Genomic DNA, 22,166 nt, shown 5'->3' on the forward strand with positions numbered 1-22,166 from the left:
TCTCTTCGATCATCGAATCCGGTGTCGATCCGAGCCGCATGGACGGCATAAGGTCACAGCTGAAGTCGATCGGGCTCGAACCTTATGATTGCCTCAATCCCGGGCTGATGGACTATATCGCCACCTGGACGGCCAAGAGATCCGGCGCGTTGCCGGCCTAACGACTGATCAGACACTATCCTTGGGGGCCGGACGAAATCGCCCGGTCCCAGGCGTTGGAACGAACGCAGGCGAGCGCGTGGACGGACACGCTTCGTAAGTCATTGCAGACGTGCTGTCAGCCTCAGGGGGCGTTGGGCTCAACGGGGAATACGCTGAAATTGGTCCAACCGGGTCGTATAGCTTCAAGATCAGCGACTGCGATCAGTTGGTTCTGGCTTGGCGCGGCCCAGATCGTGGACTAGCTTGGATATCGCAGGCAAAGTCGCGCCCAAAGCGCGATGGCGGCAAGGTGGTGCTCCTTACCAGCGCCTAGCGGGCTTGAACGGCAGCACCATCAGCTTGCTGCGTTTTGTCCAGGAAACCAGCCCGTATACCAGCGCGACCCCAGACCAGCCGATACCATCGGTGCGGCCGCGAACAAGGCGGGCGTCGGGGAAGCGTCGTGTGGCGACCGGCAACAGTGCGAAAGCCGGCGGTCACTGGCTGTCACGCGAAGCCGGAAGTCGATCACGACCTGTCTCTGTTTCAATGGATCCGTCGCCGGCACATTCGGCCGATTTGGGCCACCGGGCAAGGCATTGCATTTCAGAACAGCCACATCTGCCGCGTGGCGCCGCGGAAATCATGGGCACATTCTGCTTTAGCCGGCCAAGATGGCAATGTACTATTTGCCAATAAGCTGGCCATGGTTGCAGGACTATTCTAGGCCAGACCAAACCGAAATGAAGCTGATGACCGATCGCGCCAGGTTCCTGATCATTGACGACCATCCGCTGTTTCGCGAGGCGCTGCATAGTGCCGTGCAGATGGCCTATCCGGAAGTCGACACGGTCGAGGCACGCTCGATTGCCGAGGCGCTCGAGCTTCTGACCGATGCCAAGCCGTTCGACCTGGCGCTGCTCGATCTCAGCATGCCCGACGTGCATGGGTTTGACGGGCTGCTGCAGCTCAGGACGCGTTATCCGCGCCTGCCGGTGGTCATCGTCTCCGGCTATGAGGAACCGAAGATCATTTCCGAGGCGCTGTCCTACGGTGCGGCCGGCTTCATCCCGAAATCGGCGCGCAAGAGCGACCTTGCCGCCGCCATTCGCTCGGTGATGGAAGGCGCGATCTATGTTCCCGAGACTTATGAAGGCCGGCCGCGCGACGCCGACAGCACCGACCGCGCCGAGATGGTGCAGCGCCTGGCTACGCTGACGCCGCAGCAGCTCAAAGTGCTGCAGATGCTGCGCCAGGGCCTGCTCAACAAGCAGATCGCCTATGAGCTGCAGGTCGGCGAGACCACCGTCAAGGCGCATGTCTCCGAAATCCTGCGCAAGCTCAACGTCTACAGCCGCACCCAGGCGGTGATCGAGGTCTCAAAGCTCGACAATGCCGAGCTGTTTCGCGATCCGGCGGGGTTTTGAGAGCGCTCGCTAAAAAGCGCACTGTCACCGTAGTCGACCGCACTCGTGTCACCGCAATCGGACTAGACTAGCGACGGCTCTCACGTTCCTGACACCAGCTAAGCAACCCGCGGCTCTCTAGTCAGATCAAATTCACGCGGCGATTGCTCTGCAGCAGTTAGCCGCTTTCCCTCGTCTAGTAAAATGGCGGCCCCGGGTCCAACGTAGAATGCTTTAATTTTACTAAATTGCTCTTTGAATGCTCTATTAAAAGTCTTCATTAGCTCCTGAGCGAGCGGCGTGTCGGAGACCGTTGCCACGCGGCCATTTATCACAACATCTTCAGCACATCGCCCACCAGGGGAAAAAGTTACTGTGTCCGGATTGCTAAGCTGATCTAGCGAATACCGGATGCCGGAAGGTGTTTTTATCGGCCTCACCTCGATGGGCACAGCGTGGCCAGTGACAAGAAATGATCGACCGCTAGAAGCCGATTCAGTGGTTGATTGCCCAAGAGTTGAAATTTGCATTCTATTGCTAAAAGAGTCGAATTCCATCTTGGGAAAATGACCATGAGGATGTATTTTATCGAAATTTCACGTTCTACTGCCTCCAATACGGGAAGAAGATCGTCCTTTAGCGCGAAGAAGTGAATCTGCTTCATATGAATTACCGCCTAGGCACAAGTAATGGCTGGAACACGGTTACCCGTGTGCTGGGAAGATACGACCGTTCAAGCCAGCAGATGTGCCAGCAACGCCCTCAGTTGGGCCGGTTTCAGCGGCTTGCGCATCAGCTCGATGCCGGCGGCGCGGGCGGCCTTGGCGACACTTTCCGAGCCGTCGGCGGTGACGATGAGCGCCGGCACGGCGCGACCGAGATAATCACGGACCTCGGCGATTGTGGTGGTGCCGAGGTCGCCGCCGTCGAGATGCTGGTCGGCTATGACAATATCTGGCAACCAGTCGGTATCGCCAAGCAAGTCGAGCGCGTCACCGGTCGAGGTGGCGGGGCGCACCAGGCATTGCCAGCGCTCGAGCAGGGAGGTCATCGCCTGCAGAACGTCGATGTCGTTCTCGACCAGCAGCACCCTTGTGCCGAACAGACCGTAGCCGCGCGGCCGCTCCATGTCGACGGTGCTGGCGATTGGATCGGCCGTGTCGCCGATCCCGACCGGAACGTCGATATGGAAAATCGTGCCATGTCCGACCTTCGACGAAAACGTGACGGGATGGCCGAGGGCCGCGGCGATGCGGCGCACGATGGCCAGCCCCAACCCTAGCCCGCCGGCGGCAAGCCCGGCATCCGTCGGGATCACGCCGCGATGGAATTCCTCGAACACCGCCTCGCGCTGGTCGTCGGGGATGCCGCAGCCGGTATCGGCGACGTCGATGCGGATCGTGTCGCCGCGATGTCTGGTGCCGACCAACACGCCGCCCGAACGGGTATAGCGCAGTGCATTGGACAGGATGTTCTGCAGGATGCGGCGCAGCAAGGTTCGGTCCGAACGAACGAGCGCATTGACCGGCCGGAACTTCAGCGTCAGCCCCTTCATCTCCGCAACCGGCTGACAATCCGAGCGCAGAGACGAAAACAGCGTCTCCAGGCTGACATCGGTGATGTCGGGCTGCACGACGCCGGCATCGAGCTTGGAAATGTCGAGCAAGGTGCGGAGCAGGTCCTCCATCGTCTCCAGCGATCGCTCGACCTGGCGGACCAGCTTTCTGCCTTCCTCGCTGGTCTGTACTTCGGCAAGCGCCGAGACCGACAGATGCGCGGCGTTCAGCGGCTGCAGCACGTCATGGCTGGCGGCCGCCAGGAACCTGGTCTTGGACAGGTTCGCCAGCTCGGCGTTTTCCTTGGCTGCGTTCAAGTCGATGTTCGACTGCTCCAGCCGGCGCAAGGTCGAATGCAGCTCTTCGGTGCGGCTGCGCACCCGGCTCTCAAGCGAAATGGCGGTCTGGAACAGCGAAAAGGCATTGCCTTGCTGGTCCATGGAACGCTCGACGCGGCTGATCAGCGCGGCGTTGATCTTCTTCAGCCTTTCCAGGTCGTCGATGTTCCTGAGCGGCATCCCGGATTTCCTACTCCGCCGCTTCGGCCGCCTTGCGTTCACCGAAGGCGATGCCGGTGAAGGTCTGGTTCAGATGCATCGAACGGTACTGTTCGCCATAGGTGCCGAAGCCGAGGACGTTGTTGACCTTGTAGAGTTCCGAAATCTCGCGATAGACCTGCCGATTGCGCGCGTCGAGCCGGCGCAGCACGCAGTCGAAACCGAGGATCAGGTCGATGCCGCCAAGCCTTTTGCTGACGTCGCTGAGCGCGGCGCGGGTCGCCTCGACCATGTCCTTAGGCTGGGCGACGGCAAGCACGACACCATCGTCGATGGCGCAGAAGAACGACAGCGAGCCGTCCGCATGCATCTTCTGGATTGAACGGCAGTAAAATTCGCCGCCGACTTTCACCACCACCGGGTGCGAGGCAAAACTCAGTGGCGTCAGCATCTGCGCGACGACGCCGACCGAGGCGGCATATTCCTCGGCGGCAATGGTGGCGTTGAATTCGCGCACGATGCGGTGGTCGGGATCGGATGCCGTCACCACCAGCTTCTCGTCGGTGGGAACGAAATTGTCGGTCTTGAACACGTGGAAAGGAATTTCCGTGGTGATCAGCACGATGATGGCGCTGTCGGAGGTCACTTTGCCGTTCGAGATCAGCCGCGTTGTCTCGAATTTCAAATCATCGCCAGCCGACCCGCCGATCAGTGGGATGTCGTCGAGCCCCCAATGGATGGCGGAGGTCACCGCTTCTTCGGCATAAGACAGGCCGTCGATCAAGCAGAGCGCGAAAGTGGTGTCGGCTCGCTCGTGCCCGAGGCGCTCGTGTAACGAACGCCTCAGCGCCTCGACTTCGCCGGTAATCCCGTCCATGCCCGATGAGGACAGATTTTCGACCATGGTGCTGGCTGCCGAAAACGATGCGGAGGGAAGCAGCATAGCCAGGATCTGGCCTTCCTCCAGCCCTTTGGGCGTTATCTCACCGGCCGTCGAGCAGCCGGCATAGTGGAGCGCCGGCGCGTGGCTCTTCAGCGCTTCCGACAGGGCGACGGCCTCTATGAGGCTCTGCGAGAAAAACAGGAGGGCAAACCCGGCGTCAATGGCCGCTGCTTCCGCTGCCACCGCCCGGGCGAACGCATCCGCGTCAGATTCGTCGGTGGTGAGCACCGAAAGGCCGCATGCATAGCGCGTCCGTGACTTGGCCAGCGGCTTCCTCCTCCATTTCCTCCGACGCTTTTTTTGTGCGCGTCTGGCGCGCCGGCGTCGAGGTCATTGTTGTCTTGAAGCGGTGCTTTGGCAATGAGCCAACATGATGGATTTGAAGTTTCTGCCGTTTGACGGCGTCCGCGCAGCCACTCACACACGAAAGGCCGCATCGCACCGCCATCCGTGCAACGAAGGCCCAGCTGAATTTGCCGCAGGCGAATGTCCACGGATCACGGCTGGCAGGCTCGACGTGCCAAGAATGGGGCAGGATATCGCGCTTAGCGGTTGCCGCTTTGGACAGGGTGCCAGTCTAGCCTGGCGGTTGTCGTGGTCAATCCGGGGCAGGTGACAGCCTACGCCAATGCGCTCGGCAAGCGGGCCAGGACCGACACCACCGATGCTGCTGTAACGCTGCCTTCGTTGGGTCGAGCAAGCGGCAAGTGCCCGTTGCGCGGCACCGAAGCCGAGGCCCTGGCCGGGCTCGTCGCTCGCCGCCGTCAGATTGTGCGGATGATCGCAGCCGAGAGAGCTATGCCCGCACCGCCATGGCAACGCAGGCACCAAAGAGCATCCAGCCAAAAGGAAAAAGACCGGCTGGAGAAGGTGTTGTTTCGCGGTTATTTCCGATCGCTTAGACTCAATTAGGCGACTTTGAGATCTTTCATCGCCTTTTCAACGACATCCTTGATCGGCCTCGATACATCTTCGGCAGCCTTGGTCGTCACGGCCTGAAATTCCTTGGCCTGCTCGACGGTCTTTTCGAGCTGCGTGCGCAAGAAGGCAGTCTGGAGTTCGATGAACTCGGACGGCGACTTCACGGCAACCAGGGCTTCGAGGTGCGAGAAGCCGGCTTCGGCATTGGCGCGCAGAGCAGCAATTGTCTTCAGCGACAACTCGTTGCCGACGGTCTTGGCGGTTTCGAAGCTCGACTGCAGAGCCTTCTGGGTCGTCTCGGTGCCTGACGCAAATTTCGCATAGGCTTCTTTCGACTGCTCGACGCCCTTTTCGGCGACAGCGCGGACCTGGTCGGCAGCCTTCGACGCGTCGAAGGTGGGGAATGAGGTATTTTCAACGGTGTCAGCGGTCTTGGCCATAGTTTCCATCCTTTCCGGTGGACGGCCTTTCACAAAAGCCGTCTCGTTCACTTACGAAACTGACGTTACGGCATTTATAGTGCATTGCAATATTTTTGTGCGACGCACCATCCCTCTTCCAGCGTTCCGAGGGGGCATGCGGAGGGTCGGTGGCATCTCGAGATCGCCGGTTCTGCAGGAAGAACTCTTCTGGACGGACCACCTGATCCAGCATAGCCTCGCAACAGAGCACGACGTTTTGCCACCTGGGTATCTACTTCAGCCGCTATTCGGCAACCGTCCAAGTCTACGTCAACGAAACCGTTAAATTCGTGCGCCGCAAACTTTCAGTCGGCGTACCCGCTGGGCACAAGGCGATCGCTTTCCTTAGCGCGCCATCGAGAAGTTGCCTCGATATGGCGGTGGTTGACGCGAAGGCGCGCCTCTACCGCTTCCAGTGCGCCGTGAAGTGACCACCCCTGGTGGTCTATCGGTTAGCCAAGTTCCGGATCAGTGCGGATGCCTGAAGAAGACAACCGCTTTCTATCATCCAGGCATACAGTCCCACATGATCCGACGGGCTGAGGCCGGTGGGCAAATGCACGATAGGCATTCGAACCGACTCATCGTCGATCACCAACTCAACGGATCGAAGATCCGGTGGCATGTTTCCGGGAATTGCCAAAATTGGGGTGTCCTTGTCCCAGACCAAGCTTGTCGCCAGCGACTCTTCATTATAGGCAACCGAAACATCCGCCCTGTGCCCCGGTGGGCGCCAAAGCTCCAGTTTGAGGTCATAAACGCAGCCTGTCAGACGATTTTCGACCGGCACCATCCAAGGTTCCAAGGTGGCGGCCGTCGTGTCGGAAACGCCACGAGACCCACCTATGGTTTGGAGCTGACCAGCGGCATTCCCCAATAGATCCGAAATCGCAGTCAAACTCGAAGAAGCGCCCGCCGCCCCGTTAGAGGTTGATCCAGAACCCGATGCGTCGTCAGTCACCACAACATCCGCAGGTCCCGGCAACGCAGTGACCGAGCCATCGTCACCCATCAAAGTGACAGTCGATCCACCCTCGATATGCACGAGGTCGCCCAGTCTGAACAGTTTGCCGAGCTGAGGGCTGTCCGCGGGAGGATCGACAGCGACAACGACATACTCGCTGGCCGCAAGAGCGCTCGAGCAAGAACCAACTGCTGCGATGGCCGCAGCCAGTAGGAAAATGATTTTGGGTTGCCGATACATGACGCACGTTCAACCATACGCTTGTTTTACTTGCCTTCAAGATAGATCCTATCGCCAGCCTCACCCTGCTTCAGTCTTCCAAGGTGATAAGCAACGAGGCCATCGTTGGGATATTGAATGGCCAGCGATGCAAAGGCAGCAGCGGCAGTCTTGTCACGCGCGGACATCAGCAAATAAGCTTGCGAGTAAGCCTCCACCATCTCGCGATTCATACGCCCGTCCTCCAGCAACTCGAAGGCTGAGATCCACTCAGTCTTGCCTTTCAGACACAACACACCGGATGGCCGAAGCAGGTAGTCATCGGAAGAGTTCGCCACCTCCTCGCTGATGCAGTTCATGGTACCTAGAAACTTGTTCGCGCCTTCGAGCCTGGCAGCGGTGTTCACCGTATCGCCCATGGCCGTGTAGTTGAAGAATCGATTGCCCCCAAAATTTCCGACAACTGCAGGTCCTCGATGGACGCCGATACGAGTGACGCCAACGTCGTGGCCTCTAGACTTTACATCTGTCCGAAATCTTCGAGACATCGCGACGGTAGCGAGCGTTAGTTTTAGGGCCCTTTCGGCTTGGTCCTCCTGCACACCCGGTGCACCAAAAAAACCAATGACTGCATCGCCTATCAGTTTGTCTATCGTGGCTCCATGTTCAATGAAGAGACCACAAACCGCATCGAGGTATTCATTCAGAACCGCAGCAAATACCTCTGGTTCCGTCCGTTCGCCCAAACTGGTGAACCCCTCAAGGTCGGTGAACACGCACGTTATCAAGCGTTCGGATCCGCCGAGGCGCAGTGACGCCGGCTTGCTGACTAGCTCTGCCACGACTGCCGGGCTGAGATACTGAGAGAACGCGTTCTGGACGAAACGCCTTTCTTTCGAGTCCCGGTGCCATGCCAGAATTGCGACGAATCCGGAGAGCCCTAGCAGCAGCATCGACGGCGCGACCATTGGTAACAGAATCCCGGCCTTGGCAAACGCGGTTGCTTCTAAGATCAAAACCGAAACGACTGCGCCGATGATGACCATAGGTTTCACCAGCACTGATATGCGGAGCCAAGCGACCCAGATGCAGAGCGCCGTCGCGAGAACGAAGGGCCCAAACGCCGCCACCGCCCCTGGCGTAATGATTTTGTCGCCCTTGATCAATCTCGCCAGCGCATTGGCATGAATAACCACACCCGGCAGCGCTCCGGCAACAGAGCCGTTCAGCACGGCAAAGGGGGTTGCATGACGATCCTGCAGCGGGAGGTCGACGCCGATCAAAACGAACTTCCCGGCGAACCAGGCCGGGGGCGCGAAAGCGGCGGCGTGTGTCGGATATATTGTCCATCGTGCCGGATGAATGCCTGTAGCCCGATAGTAGACCATCTTCTCCGCAGCTTGCGATGCCGATATGCCGGCGGTCTGCGCGAGCGCTGATGCAAAGCTAGGTTGCCAGTTGCCATTCACCACGCGCCCTGGAAATTCTTCCCGCACAACCGCGTCGACCCTATCATGAGACAGGGCGGCCAGTCCGCGGATGGCGCTTGGCGCGAAGCGACTAAGATACGACAGTTGCTTGTCGGTAAGGTCGTCGTCGTGTGATGCAGATGCGACAATTACCGGACTTTCGGCCGCCTCGATAACCTCAGCTAGGCGCCGATCCTTTTCTGCCTCGGTTGGCTGATCGAAAAGCAAGTCAATGCCTATTGTTCTCGGATGAGCCTTGTCGATTCTCTGCACAAGGTCGGCCAAGGCACCCCTATCCAGCGGCGATCTATAGGGAAACCTTTCCAATGTCTGCTCTGTGATCGTTACGATCACGATGTCTGTCGGGGGCGCGACGAAGGGCGAGATGGTCGTCATCAAGACGTCGCGCAGCAGTTTCTCGCCTGAGGGAGAGAATGTGGCAATGCAGGCGCCCAGAATGAAAAAGAATCCGAGCGACGCGAGAAGGCGCCCTTTTTGAACCATTCCGATCGGCGTGAAGACGGCCAAGCTGCGTGCAATTCGTTTCGGTGTCTATCGGCGTGAATCTACACAGCATAGACCGCTGACGAACTGTGGGCTAGCGGTGGGCCCTTCGCTAGATCCGCTAGACTTGACACTGCGAAGCACCGGGCTCAGTCTCGCAAGACTGCTCCGGTTTTATCCTGTCCATCGACTGGTGAATCCGCTGCATGAGCTGAGACTAAGGATATACAGCCATGATGGCGCTTCGCTTCGCCATTGCGCTTCTTCTAGTTTCGCTGAGCGCCCAAGCGTGGGCAGAACGGCGCGTCGCGCTGGTCATCGGTAATTCTGCCTATAGATACGCGGTTCCACTTTCCAATCCAAAAAATGATGCGGTGGATATGACCGCAAAACTGCAGGCGTTGGGCTTTGAGGTGGTTGCAGGCGAGGACCTCGATCTGAGCGGGATGCGCGGCACGGTTCGAGATTTCATCGGCAAGCTGGATGGTGCCGACATGGCGCTTCTCTTCTATGCCGGCCATGGCGTCCAGGTGAACGGCACCAACTACATGGCTCCCGTTGATGCGCGGCTATCCACATATAACGACCTCGACTTCGAAGCCGTGCCCATGGACCTCGTCTTGTCGGCCATGGAGCGAACCACGAAGGTCAACCTGGTATTTTTGGATGCTTGCCGGGACAGTCCTTTCTCACAGAACCTTGGGCGCTCGATGGGTACGCGATCAGGGTCGGTCGGTCGGGGCTTGGCAAAGCTAGGCACGGGCGTTGGATCGCTCATAGCCTTTGCAACGCAGCCCGGGAACGTTGCGCTGGACGGCGAGGGAAGGAACTCGCCGTTCACATCTGCGCTGCTGAAGAATCTTGGTACGCCTGGCCAGGACATCTCCCGCGACCTCATCAACGTCCGTAGGGATGTGCTTGAAGCAACCGACGGCAAGCAAGTGCCATGGGACAACTCCTCGCTGACGGGCGACGTCATTTTGCAACCGTTGTCCGGAAACACCGCTGTCACGGCGGGTGCGAAAGGAGGGGACGTAGAAGTCGCCTATTGGGAGACCATCAAGGAAAAAACGGACAAGCGCTTCTTTGAGGCCTATCTCAGACAGTATCCAAGCGGCGCCTTTGCGGCGTTAGCCAGCTTGAAGATCGACGAGATCGAACAGGCAGCAACAGATCGTGGCAAAGCCCCCTCGATTTCCATCGAGGGCGTGGAGGTTGCAGAAGCTCATCCTGATTTAGATGTGACGCAAGCTTTGGCTGATCCGCGCGCGTTGACAAAGGCAACGCAAACAGAGCTAACGCGAGTCGGCTGCCTTGTCGGACAGGCAGACGGCAAATGGGGACCGGGAAGTCGGAAAGCTCTTCAAGCCTTTGCCGAGCAGCGGGGATTGAAGCTTGCCAGCCTGGAGCCGACGAAAGAGGTGTTGCGCGCAATCAAGAATATCCCAGAACGTGTCTGCGCTCCGGTCAAGGTAAAGGCTTTTGATGGCGCGTGGGCACTGACGCGGCGCGCAGGTAATTCCGCCTGCGATTACACTGAACAGTCAACGACAATCTTTATCGATGGAACGGAAATTTCCGCGATGGTGCCTTTGGCCGGAACAATCACCGCCGACGGGGCATTCGACATCTATTTAAGTTTCGTCGATGACGATGGTGCGCCAAGGCAAAACCATATCATCGGCAGGCTTCAAGGTGCGAAAGGCAGCGGTGAGTTTTCTCGAGTCGGAGGCGAGTGTGCAGGTGTCGTAAGACTTGACAAGCGTACTGAATAGGGCCGGCATTTGCGGGTCCGTGCAAACGCCGACCAAACCATTCGGACGTGGTCCGTCTCATTGAACCAACGTCGAAGTCGCGTGGACTTTGCCGTCGTCGCGCACCTCGTAAAATTTGTCGTTGTCAATGTAGATAAGATGACAAACTGGTTTACCTTGGTCTTGTGAACAGGCCTTGTCACCGTCGAAAGTCAAGGGAACTTTGACCTTTATCTTAGTTTTGTTGTTCACCAAAGCTTCCCCAATGATCTGTTTTTTCTTCCAGTTCCAGACAAGAGTGGCAGTTATGGCAGCTCCAGCGTCGTATATAATTACATTTACCTTTTTCCCATTAGCAAAAGTCTTAAATTCTTCCATCGATGCTTTCTTCGCGCTACTTGGTAGATCCTCGGCCCAAGCGGACATAGCAAGTGAAAACGTAGCTGCGACAACAAGCGATAACAGTTTCATCCTATCCTCCCCATCCCCCGCCGGTTTGACTGACATGTCTATATATTCTTAAGCGAGGAGACTGAAAATTATCATGATAACAAGCTTTCAAGAAGCGGAAATCAGCGCGTCCTAGATGTCGTTGGGGACATTTGCTCAAGTTGAGCGAAGCCGCACATTCTAGCATGTTCCCTAGGATTTGCGCTTAAGCCAACGCGTTCTCAGTGTTTACAATGCGCAGGCCGCCCGAGCGTGTGATGCGCGGTGTTTGGATTGCGAGCCTCATTGCACTTACCGCCGCCTATCTTGCCGACCAAGCGGGCCTTGAGGGCATCGTCTCGAAGCGCGCCGACAGCCCGTATCGAAGCGGCCCGACGACGAATTGGCTGAAGACGAAGAGCTTCACAGTCCAGGAATACGAACTATTGGGCGTCGAGCGCGAGCCGGGCAAGGCGGCATTCGCCTTGCTGGCGAAGCCCGGTACCGGAAAATATGCCGGTTCGGCCTTCATCACCTTGAACCAGGAGATGCGCGAACGGCTGTGGAAGCGTGTCCAAGAGCACGCCGGGCCACCGCCGAAGGGCATAAAGCGGCCGGCGACCATGGGTCAGGCCGGGGTGAAAGCCCACGTCAAGCATCTACGGGGCGAGTTCGGATTTCGCCACGCCTCACTGCAGGATTCAGAGAGGAGTGATACCTCCAGCGAACACGGCACGAATTAGCCGGCCTCGCCTCGGACCTACGACGCCAGTGTGCCAGCATGATTCTTTGTCGAGGAGCATTACTCAACGCGCTTTCCAGAATGGCGGGACGTCCATGGCCCGGGTCATTCTCGCACTCGACTTTTTACTGATTACATGGGCGGATGGCCCCGTTGGGGGAGCCGCAGACGCGCTCGGCCGAAGGTGTCTGGCATTTGGTCTGAGATCGATCGGGTCGAAGCCAATTTCCGCCTGCTGCAAGACATTCAAATTTGAGCTTCCGCACTCATGCTTTGTCGAGAGTATCTCCGTAAGTTTTAGCCGTTCTGAATCGCCGTCGGCGACGATGACGACGAAATAGGAGAACGCAATGGCTCGCAATCACGTTGAACGTCTTGGAGAGTTTAGGGAAATCTTGGTCGCGACTCGACGCGAAGGAGTCCGTAACGTGCACCATACTCGCGACGCAATGCGGGCAAGTGGCTTTCAGATCGGGGACAGCGACGGCTCCAGCTACGGAGCCGAGCTGAAGGTGCTCCAAGAGGAAATTGAGGCAGTCGATCGCGCCATCGAAGACGAGAAGCGGTTGGCCTTGGCCCTCGAGAGCGCGGCTCAATCCCGCCGACCGACTAAACCGAGAATCGTGAAGGGAACATAGAGTCCGGTAAGGCCCTTGGCGCCCGTCGCGTCGATCGCCTTCGGTACAGTGTCGGGCTCGTCGCCGCCGTGGTGCAGCGCCCTAAAAGCGGACGTTTCGCTTTCGTGCCCTTGCGTAACCTAGAGCATTTGCTCGGTAAAAATCGCTCCTGTGAACTCCGACCTCGTATGGCGGACCAACAGGTTCGGCCAACATCAGGTGAGATGTAGTCCCAACAAACATGCAGTTCAGACAATCGATTACGCGTCTTTGTTGAAGTCGTGCCCTGCGGCCGATCCGAAAGGATCAGCCGCATCCGGCATCCATCACCTTCACTGACTGAAACACGCTTGATAATCGGGGGCCCCATGTAGACTAAGTTGCATGGACTAAGTCATGGGCCCGCAATGCGCACCGTCAATATCCACGAGGCCAAGACGCATCTGTGTCGTCTTGTCGACAGGGCGGCCAAAGGCGAATCCTTCATTATTGCCAAATCCGGCAAGCCGATGGTCAAGGTCGTTGCCATAGACGCACCTGCCGCCGGCGAAATGCGCCGGGTGGGGTTTATGGCCGGGCGGTTTTCAGTTCCGGACGATTTTGATCGCATGGCCGATGACGAAATCGAGAAGCTGTTTGGCGGCCATGCATGAAACTTCTTCTCGATACCCATCTTCTGCTCTGGGCGGTGGGCGAACCCGAAAAGCTTCCGCCCGCAGCCCTCGCTGAGATCGAGAATGCCGATAACCACTTGACGTTCAGCGCCGCAAGTCTCTGGGAGATTGCCTTTAAACGCGGTCTGGGGCGCCCCGACTTCAGAGTCGATGCGCGTGTTTTACGTCGGGCCCTGATAGACAATGGCTATCATGAGCTGCCAATCACCGGCGAGCATGCCATTGCGGTGGATGGGCTTCCACCCATCCACAAGGACCCCTTCGATCGGATCCTGATTGCTCAATCGATTGTGGAAGGCATTACTTTGCTACCGTCGACGATCTGGTCGCGCAGTATCCTGGGCCCGTCCGTCGTCTCTGATCAAGCTGGACCCCAAGCCCCTCGGCAGAGTAGTCCAGCTATCGCTTCAGACCACCCATGAACGCCTTTACTCGAGCAGCGTCGACTTGGTTCCACCAGACGCCGTCGTGCTTCAGCGCGCTGGCGATGATGACCCCGTCGACAATGGCGAGGATATCCTTGGCATTGTCCGGCGTGACACCGCTGCCGACCAGCGTCGGCAGGCCGGCGGCCTGCTTGATCATACTTATGTAGCCCAAATCCGCGGCGTGGCCGGTGCGCTGGCCAGTGGCGATGATGGCGTCGGCGTCGAAGAAGACCAGGTCCTTGACCAGTTCCTCCACCGGGCGGTCGGCGACGATGGCGTGTGCGCCGTGCTTGACATGGGCATCGGCGAAAATGCGGATGCCGTTGGCGCGCAGCCTGGCGCGGTAGCGTGCCGCGCGGCCCGATTCGCCTTCGACAAAGCCCTCATTGGCGACGTAGGCATTCGCCCATTGATTGACTCGGACGAAGCCGGCGCCGGCTGCGCTGGCGATCGCCAAGGCCGGAATCGCGGCATTGGCCAGCACATTGATGCCGATCGGCCTGCCGAGTTCGCGGCGGATGCGGTCGGAAACCACCGCCATGTAGGCCGCCGTCTCCGGGCCGATATCATCAGGCTTGGCGAAGGGGATGTCGCCATGGTTCTCGACGATCACGCCGTCGCAGCCGCCGTCGAGATAGGCCTTGGCGTCGTCAAGCCCGCGCTGGTAGATCGCCTCGATAGCCTCGCCGTCATAGCGCGGCGCGCCGGGCAGCGGCGCCAGATGAACGACGCCGATCACCACCTTTGTGCGGCCGAAAAGGTCCACGAGCGCGTCGCCGCCAGATTGGCCGAGCTGGGTCATGAGAGCTCCATTTGATCGATGAGCGCCGCCATCTCGGAGGCGGAAGGACAGGATGCCAGCGTGCCCGGCCGTGTCACGGCGATTGCGGCGGCGGCGAGCGCCAGCTCCAGCGCCGAGATGACCGGCATGCCCCGGGCAAGCCCACCGGCCAGACAGCCGCAGAATACATCGCCCGCGCCGCTGGTGTCGAGCGCTTCGACTCGCGGCCCCGGCAAGCGAAGCGGTTCCGTCCGGTCCGTGCCAAGCACGATACAGCCTGCGGCACCGAGGGTGATTACGACGGTGCCTGCGCCTTTGGCCGCCAGCGCGCCAGCGGCTGCTGTCATGTCATCCCGGCCGGTCAAGATTTGCGCTTCGGATTGGTTGACCACCAGAACCTCCGCCAGGCCGAGATCGGGCAGCGAGGCCGTGTCGATCGGGCTGGCGTTGAGAACGGTGCGCGCACCGTTTCCCTTTGCTGCTCTGAGGCAGGCATTGGTCACGGCAGTCCGCAAATTTCCCTGGCAGACGAGGATGTCGCCGGGAGCGATCCAGCGGACAAGTGCTGTTTGCGCCACCGGATCGAAGGCTTCGCTGCAGGCGACGCCGCTGACGATGAAATTCTCTCCGCCTTTATCGACGACGATGGTCGAGCAGTCGCTCGGCAGCTCGAATTCGCTCACCTCAACGTTGGACAGCTCGCTGTCGAGGCGGCTCCTCATCCACGCGCCAGCGGGGTCCTTGCCGAGCGCCGTCCAGAACGTCACCTCTGCACCAGTCCGTGCTGCTGCGACCGCCTGGTTGGCGCCCTTGCCGCCGAGCCCGTCGGCATAGCTCACGGCATTCAAAGTCTCGCCCGCGGCAGGGAAGCGGCCGACGCGAAACACCGTATCGACGCAGGCATTGCCGACGACGTGGACATGCATGGCTCAGCTCTCACCTGTCGCCCAGCCCAGCATCTGTTCGAACAGGGTCTTGTAGCCTGGCCAGGCGATGAATTGCGGCGGCAGCCAATGTGGCCCGACATCGGATGTCCAGGCCACGGTGCGGCCCTTGCCGTAATGGCCGGTGACAAGCAGCGGCAGCGAGCCATAGTCCGACGACACGCTGGCCAGGACCTCGGCCCCGTCCTTCAGCGTCACCTCGTTAAAACCGAGCAGGACCGGCCAGTCCGAGCCGAGGCCCCTGAGGATGGGATGGCTCGACCCTGGTTTTGGCACGGGCGCAAAGCCTTCGGGAACCTCGACGCGGTCGTCGAATGCCAGGCAGTTCACCGGCAGCACGTCCTCGACCGGGGTCTTGTGGTAGCGCGCGCCGCCATTGATGCCCTGGAAGCTGTAGTAACCGCCGAACATCAATAGACCGCCGCCGCCGCTGACGTAATCGCGGAGCAGGCGCAGGCGGTTCGGCGTCGGCTTGGAGTGGACCCAGGTGTCGGGATGCAGCAGCAGCGTGTTGGCGCCGATGTCGGAGAGCACGACCGCGTCATAGGCCGACAGCGCCTCCATGGTCTGTGGAAAGCCGCGCTGCGCCTCATGCGCCGGCATGAACGTGACGTCGAAGTCGGTCGCCTTCAGTGCGCCCAGCAACTCGTCTGCGCCGTTGTGGTAGGTAACGGTCGGAAACTGGTCGAAACCCTTGATATGGGTCGCGGTCGACACCCAGGATTCGCCGGCAAGCAGGATCTTCTTCTTGGACATTTGAACTCCAGTGTAATTCCAGGCCGCTTAGAGCCGCGCGAATACGCTTTTCGGATTGGCGATCAGCATGCGGTCGATGGCCGGCTGCTCGACGCCATGGCGTTTTAGGCGCGGTATGAAATGCTTCAGGATATAGCCATAGCCGAAGCCGCCGAAGCGCGTCAGCATGATCTTGAGGAACACATCCTGCGACAACAGCAGGCGGTCGCCGAAGCCCGCCTCGACAAGGGCGGCGATGGCGCGTGCATTCTCCTCGTCGGAGGGCGATTGCGCGTCCTGGTCGGCGTAATAATAGTCCATGCCGATCATGTCGTATTCGAGGAACGCGCCGCGCCGAGCGAGGCTTTTCTGGTAGTCGGGATCGTCGTGGCTCGGGTTCATGTGGCAGAGCACGGTGTGGCGAAGATCGGCGCCCTCGGCCTCGACGATATCGAGCACGTCGTGCGCCAGCCGCTCCCAGCCAGGCAGATGGATCGACAGCGGCACGCCGGTGATGCGCGAGGCGCGCGCCGAAGCCCGCAGCGACTTGCGTTCCTCGGCGGTGAAATCCTTGCTGACGCCGACTTCGCCGATCAGCCCGGCCATGATCGGCGGCTGCGTCTCGCCGCCGCCGACATCGTTGACGATGAACTCGGTCACGGCGTCCACATCCATCGCCTTCAGCCATTCGGGATGGGTGTGCTCGAGATAGAAGCCGGTGCCCATGACGATCTTCAGGCCGGACATGCGGCTGATGCGGGCGAGCTTTTCGGGGGCGCGGCCGATGCCGATATTGGTGGCATCGACCACGGTGTGGCCGCCCAGCGCGCGATAGCGCTGCAGCTCAGACAGCGCCAGGTCGGCGTCGTCGAGCGAGACGTTGTCGCGGTTGACGTATGGGTTCATGCGCAACTCGCCGATGATCTCGATGTTCACCGGCTGCTCGGCGATCGCCATGTCGTCGGGATGGCAGGGGCATTTCCAGCTGCGCGCCCCGTCGAGCAAGATGTGCTCGTGCATCAGCGTAATGCCCATCTCCTCGACCGGAACCGGGCCGAGCACGGTCATCACAAGGCCGGTTTCGACCCCGATTGGCAGCCGCCGCCTGGGCACCGCGTCATCGAACAGATCGCTCATCGGCTCAACGGCTCCGCACGGCGCCGCGGAACAGGCGGAAGTTCAACCAGATGGCGATCAGGATGATCGTTCCGGTGACGATCGGCGTCAGGAAAGGCGACAGATGCGCCAGGATCAGGCCGTTGCCGATGACGGCCACCGTCAGCGCGCCGAGCACCGTGCCGATGATCGTTCCGCGGCCGCCGAACAGGCTGGTGCCGCCGAGCACGACGGCGGCGATGACTTCCAGCTCGAAACCCTGGCCGGCATTCGAAGATCCCGATCCAAGCCGGGCAGCAATGATGATCCCGGCAAGGGCTGCCGCGGTGGCGGAAATCACGTATACGAAGAGCGTCGTCTGCCGCGTGTTGACGCCGGCGCGCCGCACCGCCTCGGCGTTGGCGCCGATACCGGTGACATAGCGGCCGAATGGCGTCTCGTTGAAGGCGAGATAGGCGATGGCCAGGATCGCCAGCGCGATCAGCGCCGGCACCGGCACGCCAAGGAACCAGGCGCGGCCCAGCACGGTGAAAGCGCTTCCGGGCTCGATGGGGATGGAATAGCCGCCGGTGATCAGCAGCGCCACGCCACGGATCACCGAAAGCCCGGCAAGCGTGACGATGAAGGACGGGATGCCCTCATAGGCAATGAAATAGCCCTGTACCGCCCCAAGCAGGGCACCGAGCGCCAACATGGCGAGGATAACGACTGGCCACGGCAGGCCAAACTGCAAAAGCGTCGCCGACAGCGTCGCCACCAGCGCCAGCACGGAGCCGACCGAAAGATCGATGCCGCCAGTGGTGATGACGAAAGTCATTGCCGCGGCGACGATCAGCAGCGGCGCCGACTGCCGCAGGATGTTCAACAGATTGGGCGATGTCAGAAACGCGTCGGTCGCAACGGAGAAGATGATGCAGACGACCAGAAAGAACAGCGCGATCGAGACGACGCTGCCATTGGCGAGCAGCGCATCGCGCCAGGTGCCCCTGCGTATTCGTGAGGGCTGGGCGGTGTGGATCGCGTCACTCATGCCGGCGCTCCACCGCGATAGCCATTGGTGGCGGAACGCGCATTGAACTTGCGGCCGACGATCAGATTGACCACGTCTTCGATATTAGTGTCGCCGATCAGCCGCTCGGCGACATTGCGCCCTTCATACATGACCTGAATGCGATCGCAGACGAGGAAGAGATCCTGCAGCCGGTGGGTGATCAGAATGACGCTGACACCGCGCGCACTGACCGCGCGGATCAGTTCGAGCACCGCCTCGACTTCGGCCACGGCAAGCGCTGCCGTCGGCTCGTCCATGATCAGCACGGCCGGCTCGAACGAGGCGGCGCGGCCGATCGCGATCGACTGGCGCTGCCCGCCGGAGAGGTTTTCGACCTTGAGCCGCGTATCGGCAATGACGATGCCGAGCCGATCGAGCATCTGGCGCGTCTCGTCATGCATGCGCTTCTTGTCGAGAAAGGAAATGCCTGCGATGCGGCGGCGCGGCTCGCGGCCGAGAAACAGATTGCCGGCGACATCGACCGTGTCGCAGAGCGACAGGTCCTGGTAGACCATCTCGACGCGCGCCGCACGTGCGTCCGCCGGCGAGCTGAAGATCACCGGCTTGCCGTCGATCTCGATGGTGCCGGCGTCGGGAACCACTGCCCCCGACAGCACCTTGCTCAATGTCGACTTGCCGGCGCCATTGTCGCCGACCAGCCCCAGCACCTCGCCCGGCTTCAGCGTCAGCGACACGTCATCGAGCGTCTGGATGGCGTTGTAGCGCTTTGAGATGCCGCTCATCCGCACCCGATAGGTCTGGCCACTGCTCATCTGGAATTCCACGCGATTGCAAGGGATCCGCGCCGCAGCCTCGGGCGGCGCCGCGGCTCGGTCGCCGACGCAGTTTACTTGAACATCGCGCGATATTGGTCGACATTCTTCTTGGTCACGATCGTCACCGGGATATTGATGATCGGGTCGATTTTCTCGCCCTTCTTGATCTTGCCCAGCGCTTCGACCGCGGCCTTGCCTTCGCCGGCCGGATCCTGCTGCACGACCGCCACCACCCAGCCGTCGTCGATGCCCTGAACGGCCTGCTTGGTGAGATCCCAGCCGAACACCTTGACGTCGCCGGTGCGGCCTTGGCTGGTCACCGCCGAAACGGCGCCGAGCAAGGCCGGCTCTCCGGTCGCATAGAGCGAGTTCATGTCCGGATTGGCGGTCATCAGGTTTTCCGAAGCGCTCAAGGCGGTCTCCTGAACATTCTGGCCGTCGACCGTGTCGAGGAAGGTGACGGCCTGGCCGCTTTCGGTCACCGCCTTCTTGAAGCCGTCGAGGCGCTGGTTCTGGATGAATGAATTGAGTGCGCCGACGATACCGATCTTGGCCTTGCCGGCCATATCGCTCTTCACATAGTCGGCGTAGAATTTGCCGATGTCCTCGCCGGCCTTGGTGTTGTCGACGCCGATGAACGAAATATTGTCGCCGTCGGGGATCTGCGCGTCGATGGCTATGACGGGAATGCCGGCCGCCTTGGCTGCAGTGATCGCAGGCTTGACGCCGTTGACGTCGATGGCGACCAGAATGATGCCGTCGACTTTCTGCGTGATGTAGTTCTCGATCGCGTCGTTCTGCGCGCTCGGCACATTGTTGGCGTTGAAAATGACCAGCTTGGCGCCAGCGGCGTCGGCTGCCTTTTGCGCGCCCTCGTTGATCTGGTTGAAGAACAGGGCCTGCTGGTTGATGTTGACGAGAGCGAACGTATCGGCAAGCGCCGATCCCATGGCTGCCGAGCCCATGGCAATGGCGGCGGCACAGCCGGCGAGAAGTTTGAACAGACGCATTTCGGTTCCCCTTGCTTGCGGACCAGACCTCGGCTGGTCCCGTTGGTGCTACAGGCACGAGGCAAGCATTCAAGAGACTTGAATATTTGTCAATCCAAATGAACGCAGAGCGTTGCTCAGAAAGTCGCCGGCGTGTTGACCCAGAAAATGCTAGCGCGTTCCTCGCCGATGTTGCGGTAATGATGCGGCAGCTCCGACCTGAACACGAAGGCATCACCGGTGGCGAGAGCATGGCTCTTGCCGTCGACGATCAGTTCGATCCGCCCGGCGAGCACGTAGCCGACTTCCTCGCCGGCATGCTGGATCGGACCTTCGCTCGAGCCCTCTGCCTCGATGTGATGGATGTTGCATTGTAAGAGGTGGCCAGGCGAATACGGGATGATGCGTTCGAGCGAAATTCCTTCGCCACGCCGTAGCGCGTCGAGCGCGATCAAAGGCCTTGCGCCCGCCCGGAATACGATCGCCTCGTCGTCGTCGACTTGCTCGAACATCCAGCCGATATTGGTGTCGAGAACCTCGACCAGACGGTGGAGCATGGGCAGGGACGGCGAAGCCTTGCCGTTCTCGATCTTGGACAGCAGGCTTTCCGAGCAATTCGCAGCCGCGGCCAGCGTCTTCAGCGTCATGCCGCGTGTCTGGCGGGCGAGGCGCAGCCGAGTTCCAAGTCTTGCGGCATTTATGGTGGCGTCCGTTTCTGATTCTGGCCGCCGTCGATCGATTTTGTTCATCTGTTCGCCAACCATTCAACGGTCAAGGGCAACTATCGCGCGAGCAAAAGACCTCGGCTGACGATTTGCAAGTGCTGATGCGTCAAATTCGAGACTGCAGCCGCAGCTACCTCATCCGGCGAATGCCGCTCCCGCATGAACCTGCTGAATGATCCCGCGCCAGTTATCCCTATCGCTTGGCTGTCCATCGTGGTCGAAATCGCCAGCCGTTACCGCGTTTGCGTCACGTGGCGAGTGGACTTGGAACGACAATGCGGGCAAGGCGGGCCACGCAGCCAATCTACACAACCACGGCCGCGCCGACACGATAAAATCTGGACTGTCCCCGAATTTGCGGAGCGCGCCCAGAAGTCACCCGCGGCAGCGCCCCATGGAGTTACGCCCAGGGCGCGCAGGCTCTCGATAGCCGCGACGTATCCAATGAAATCCTGGGGGCAGTCGCGCAGCCGCTTGAGCTTCGGCAATTTTGAAGAAAGTCCAACAGAATTAATGAACTAGCACCTTGCTGATGTAAGTTGCGGAAGCGACGCGCGGTTAATGCTTTAGAAGGATAGACACATCGACACGAGGTGCGAAGAAGCAACGCCAATACAGCTGGTTGGTTACAACATATTTATTTTCGCAGATATGGTATTGCCCGTCCGGGGATTCCTGTACACGGTCCCGTGGGATGGTGAAATTATGCGGCAAATAAGTGTACCCGCCGTCTACCCTGGACCGCACCGAAGACCGAGGTATGGCGCGGCAATCTGAACCGCCGCAGCACTTGAATTTGGTCTGTGGGTCAATCTTATCTTCGTACCAATCATGGGCGTTAGCGGCTGTTGCGGCGGCGATACACATCGCCGTGAAGATGAGCCTTCGCATGGCATTCCTCAAGTATCTGGCAGGCGCTGCTCGTTGGGGTTTCCATGTATATTAGCGTTCCATTGAAAATACCATTGGCCTCCGACCGACTTAACGCAGCTTCAGCAACGCTCGCAACGGAAGACCGCATTGGGTCACGTCAGGACGACACTTGCGCCGACCAAAGGTCAGCTCTTGTCGCTCCGGGTTGGAAACCGGACCGTCTGCTCTGCGCCTGATGTCGGCCATAGAGGCGAACTTTGCCTCCGCCCGGAAGCAGACACTGCAATTGACCACGCTGAAGGTCGTGGTCGCGCCAGAGCCTGCAAAGGCACAACTCGGCACACGAGGGCGAACATTCCGCTGCGGAAACAACTTGAAGAAAGGCTTCGCGGCCCATAGCATGCCGCGCCATGGTGAAATCTGATCGGGAGGTCAGTGAGATCGGTCGGGT

The 22,166-nt window shown here is 59.9% G+C and carries 20 protein-coding genes and 2 pseudogenes; 8 read left to right on the plus strand and 14 right to left on the minus strand.

The annotated features are described in order from the left end of the window. Together NKI24_RS33570 and NKI24_RS33575 are read left to right on the plus strand one after the other, a co-directional pair. Window positions 1-161: pseudogene (locus NKI24_RS33570) on the plus strand (S-(hydroxymethyl)glutathione synthase); the annotation flags it as partial. 723 nt (window positions 162-884) lie between these two features. Beyond that, entirely contained in the window at window positions 885-1,568 is a 684-nt protein-coding gene (locus NKI24_RS33575; RefSeq protein ID WP_023679211.1) for a response regulator, read from the plus strand. A 712-nt stretch (window positions 1,569-2,280) separates the two neighbouring features. Here NKI24_RS33575 and NKI24_RS33580 read toward each other — a convergent pair. Both NKI24_RS33580 and NKI24_RS33585 read right to left on the minus strand, forming a co-directional pair. Further along, entirely contained in the window at window positions 2,281-3,621 is a 1,341-nt protein-coding gene (locus NKI24_RS33580) for an ATP-binding response regulator (RefSeq protein WP_352750482.1), read from the minus strand. Window positions 3,622-3,631: 10 nt separating this feature from the next. Then, a complete protein-coding gene (locus NKI24_RS33585; protein WP_352748558.1) occupies window positions 3,632-4,771 on the minus strand; it encodes an FIST N-terminal domain-containing protein in 1,140 nt (379 codons plus the stop codon). A gap of 366 nt (window positions 4,772-5,137) precedes the next feature. Between NKI24_RS33585 and NKI24_RS33590 the strand changes: the two genes are divergently transcribed. Then, the gene (locus NKI24_RS33590; protein WP_023679214.1) at window positions 5,138-5,455 is read left to right on the plus strand and encodes a hypothetical protein; all 318 of its coding nucleotides are present in this window, start codon (window positions 5,138-5,140) and stop codon (window positions 5,453-5,455) included. On the opposite strand, the gene NKI24_RS33595 is transcribed toward NKI24_RS33590, so the two are convergent. The 3 genes from NKI24_RS33595 to NKI24_RS33605 form a co-directional block, all read right to left on the minus strand. Next, window positions 5,452-5,913 carry a phasin gene (locus NKI24_RS33595; RefSeq protein ID WP_352616184.1) on the minus strand — a complete coding sequence of 154 codons (462 nt, stop codon included), beginning with the start codon at window positions 5,911-5,913 and terminating at the stop codon, window positions 5,452-5,454. The two genes, NKI24_RS33590 and NKI24_RS33595, sit on opposite strands and share 4 nt — an antisense overlap. 457 nt (window positions 5,914-6,370) lie before the next feature. Next, entirely contained in the window at window positions 6,371-7,129 is a 759-nt protein-coding gene (locus tag NKI24_RS33600; protein WP_352750483.1) for a hypothetical protein, read from the minus strand. A 26-nt stretch (window positions 7,130-7,155) separates the two neighbouring features. Next, complete coding sequence (locus NKI24_RS33605; protein ID WP_352750484.1) at window positions 7,156-9,105, minus strand: CHASE2 domain-containing protein; 1,950 nt, start codon at window positions 9,103-9,105, stop codon at window positions 7,156-7,158. 209 nt (window positions 9,106-9,314) lie between these two features. Here NKI24_RS33605 and NKI24_RS33610 point away from each other — a divergent pair, with 209 nt between their 5' ends. After that, window positions 9,315-10,856, plus strand: a complete 1,542-nt coding sequence (locus NKI24_RS33610) for a caspase family protein (protein ID WP_051406215.1) — start codon at window positions 9,315-9,317, stop codon at window positions 10,854-10,856. Between the two features lie 57 nt (window positions 10,857-10,913). On the opposite strand, the gene NKI24_RS33615 is transcribed toward NKI24_RS33610, so the two are convergent. Then, window positions 10,914-11,306, minus strand: a complete 393-nt coding sequence (locus NKI24_RS33615; protein ID WP_031212493.1) for a hypothetical protein — start codon at window positions 11,304-11,306, stop codon at window positions 10,914-10,916. A 236-nt stretch (window positions 11,307-11,542) separates the two neighbouring features. On the opposite strand from NKI24_RS33615, the gene NKI24_RS33620 reads away from it, so the two are divergent. The 4 genes and pseudogenes from NKI24_RS33620 (at window position 11,543) to NKI24_RS33635 (ending at window position 13,658) form a co-directional block, all read left to right on the plus strand. Next, entirely contained in the window at window positions 11,543-12,007 is a 465-nt protein-coding gene (locus NKI24_RS33620; protein WP_245274788.1) for a hypothetical protein, read from the plus strand. A 349-nt stretch (window positions 12,008-12,356) separates the two neighbouring features. Then, the gene (locus NKI24_RS33625; RefSeq protein WP_023679221.1) at window positions 12,357-12,644 is read left to right on the plus strand and encodes a hypothetical protein; all 288 of its coding nucleotides are present in this window, start codon (window positions 12,357-12,359) and stop codon (window positions 12,642-12,644) included. Between the two features lie 386 nt (window positions 12,645-13,030). After that, window positions 13,031-13,276 (plus strand): type II toxin-antitoxin system Phd/YefM family antitoxin, encoded by a 246-nt coding sequence (locus tag NKI24_RS33630; protein WP_352449205.1) that lies wholly within the window; start codon window positions 13,031-13,033, stop codon window positions 13,274-13,276. Continuing rightward, window positions 13,273-13,658 (plus strand): annotated as a pseudogene (locus tag NKI24_RS33635) (type II toxin-antitoxin system VapC family toxin). The gene NKI24_RS33630 and the pseudogene NKI24_RS33635 overlap by 4 nt, the downstream one beginning before the upstream one ends. A 38-nt stretch (window positions 13,659-13,696) precedes the next feature. Here NKI24_RS33635 and NKI24_RS33640 read toward each other — a convergent pair. The 8 genes from NKI24_RS33640 to NKI24_RS33675 all read right to left on the minus strand — a co-directional run bounded on the left by NKI24_RS33640 (window position 13,697) and on the right by NKI24_RS33675 (window position 20,866). Continuing rightward, window positions 13,697-14,527, minus strand: coding sequence for a BtpA/SgcQ family protein (locus tag NKI24_RS33640; RefSeq protein WP_352449204.1), 831 nt, complete (start codon window positions 14,525-14,527; stop codon window positions 13,697-13,699). Next, a complete protein-coding gene (locus NKI24_RS33645) occupies window positions 14,524-15,432 on the minus strand; it encodes a ribokinase (RefSeq protein ID WP_352449203.1) in 909 nt (302 codons plus the stop codon). The genes NKI24_RS33640 and NKI24_RS33645 overlap by 4 nt, the downstream gene beginning before the upstream one ends. 3 nt (window positions 15,433-15,435) lie before the next feature. Then, entirely contained in the window at window positions 15,436-16,206 is a 771-nt protein-coding gene (locus NKI24_RS33650; protein WP_352750487.1) for a glutamine amidotransferase, read from the minus strand. Window positions 16,207-16,233: 27 nt separating this feature from the next. Next, entirely contained in the window at window positions 16,234-17,322 is a 1,089-nt protein-coding gene (locus tag NKI24_RS33655) for a phosphotriesterase family protein (protein ID WP_352449201.1), read from the minus strand. Window positions 17,323-17,326: 4 nt separating this feature from the next. Further along, entirely contained in the window at window positions 17,327-18,331 is a 1,005-nt protein-coding gene (locus NKI24_RS33660; protein ID WP_352579665.1) for an ABC transporter permease, read from the minus strand. Beyond that, window positions 18,328-19,125 carry an ATP-binding cassette domain-containing protein gene (locus NKI24_RS33665; RefSeq protein WP_352449199.1) on the minus strand — a complete coding sequence of 266 codons (798 nt, stop codon included), beginning with the start codon at window positions 19,123-19,125 and terminating at the stop codon, window positions 18,328-18,330. Before NKI24_RS33665 ends, NKI24_RS33660 begins: the two co-directional genes overlap by 4 nt. A 74-nt stretch (window positions 19,126-19,199) precedes the next feature. Continuing rightward, window positions 19,200-20,138: an ABC transporter substrate-binding protein gene (locus NKI24_RS33670; protein WP_352750490.1), complete on the minus strand. Its 939-nt coding sequence runs from the start codon at window positions 20,136-20,138 to the stop codon at window positions 19,200-19,202. 116 nt (window positions 20,139-20,254) lie between these two features. Continuing rightward, window positions 20,255-20,866 (minus strand): cupin domain-containing protein, encoded by a 612-nt coding sequence (locus NKI24_RS33675; protein ID WP_352449197.1) that lies wholly within the window; start codon window positions 20,864-20,866, stop codon window positions 20,255-20,257. Window positions 20,867-22,166 lie beyond the last annotated feature (1,300 nt).

Origin of the sequence: Mesorhizobium sp. M0701 (genome assembly GCF_040320365.1) — a bacterium.
Classification (GTDB): Bacteria; Pseudomonadota; Alphaproteobacteria; order Rhizobiales; family Rhizobiaceae; genus Mesorhizobium.

Excerpts from the sequence above, each read along its gene's own strand:
- NKI24_RS33575 (WP_023679211.1), top strand. The coding sequence starts at position 885 with ATGAAGCTGATGACCGATCGCGCCAGGTTCCTGATCATTGACGACCAT.
- NKI24_RS33580 (WP_352750482.1), bottom strand. The coding sequence starts at position 3,621 with ATGCCGCTCAGGAACATCGACGACCTGGAAAGGCTGAAGAAGATCAAC.
- NKI24_RS33595 (WP_352616184.1), bottom strand. The coding sequence starts at position 5,913 with ATGGAAACTATGGCCAAGACCGCTGACACCGTTGAAAATACCTCATTC.
- NKI24_RS33600 (WP_352750483.1), bottom strand. The coding sequence starts at position 7,129 with ATGTATCGGCAACCCAAAATCATTTTCCTACTGGCTGCGGCCATCGCA.
- NKI24_RS33610 (WP_051406215.1), top strand. The coding sequence starts at position 9,315 with ATGATGGCGCTTCGCTTCGCCATTGCGCTTCTTCTAGTTTCGCTGAGC.
- NKI24_RS33615 (WP_031212493.1), bottom strand. The coding sequence starts at position 11,306 with ATGAAACTGTTATCGCTTGTTGTCGCAGCTACGTTTTCACTTGCTATG.
- NKI24_RS33620 (WP_245274788.1), top strand. The coding sequence starts at position 11,543 with ATGCGCGGTGTTTGGATTGCGAGCCTCATTGCACTTACCGCCGCCTAT.
- NKI24_RS33625 (WP_023679221.1), top strand. The coding sequence starts at position 12,357 with ATGGCTCGCAATCACGTTGAACGTCTTGGAGAGTTTAGGGAAATCTTG.
- NKI24_RS33630 (WP_352449205.1), top strand. The coding sequence starts at position 13,031 with ATGCGCACCGTCAATATCCACGAGGCCAAGACGCATCTGTGTCGTCTT.
- NKI24_RS33640 (WP_352449204.1), bottom strand. The coding sequence starts at position 14,527 with ATGACCCAGCTCGGCCAATCTGGCGGCGACGCGCTCGTGGACCTTTTC.
- NKI24_RS33645 (WP_352449203.1), bottom strand. The coding sequence starts at position 15,432 with ATGCATGTCCACGTCGTCGGCAATGCCTGCGTCGATACGGTGTTTCGC.
- NKI24_RS33650 (WP_352750487.1), bottom strand. The coding sequence starts at position 16,206 with ATGTCCAAGAAGAAGATCCTGCTTGCCGGCGAATCCTGGGTGTCGACC.
- NKI24_RS33655 (WP_352449201.1), bottom strand. The coding sequence starts at position 17,322 with ATGAGCGATCTGTTCGATGACGCGGTGCCCAGGCGGCGGCTGCCAATC.
- NKI24_RS33660 (WP_352579665.1), bottom strand. The coding sequence starts at position 18,331 with ATGAGTGACGCGATCCACACCGCCCAGCCCTCACGAATACGCAGGGGC.
- NKI24_RS33665 (WP_352449199.1), bottom strand. The coding sequence starts at position 19,125 with ATGAGCAGTGGCCAGACCTATCGGGTGCGGATGAGCGGCATCTCAAAG.
- NKI24_RS33670 (WP_352750490.1), bottom strand. The coding sequence starts at position 20,138 with ATGCGTCTGTTCAAACTTCTCGCCGGCTGTGCCGCCGCCATTGCCATG.
- NKI24_RS33675 (WP_352449197.1), bottom strand. The coding sequence starts at position 20,866 with ATGAACAAAATCGATCGACGGCGGCCAGAATCAGAAACGGACGCCACC.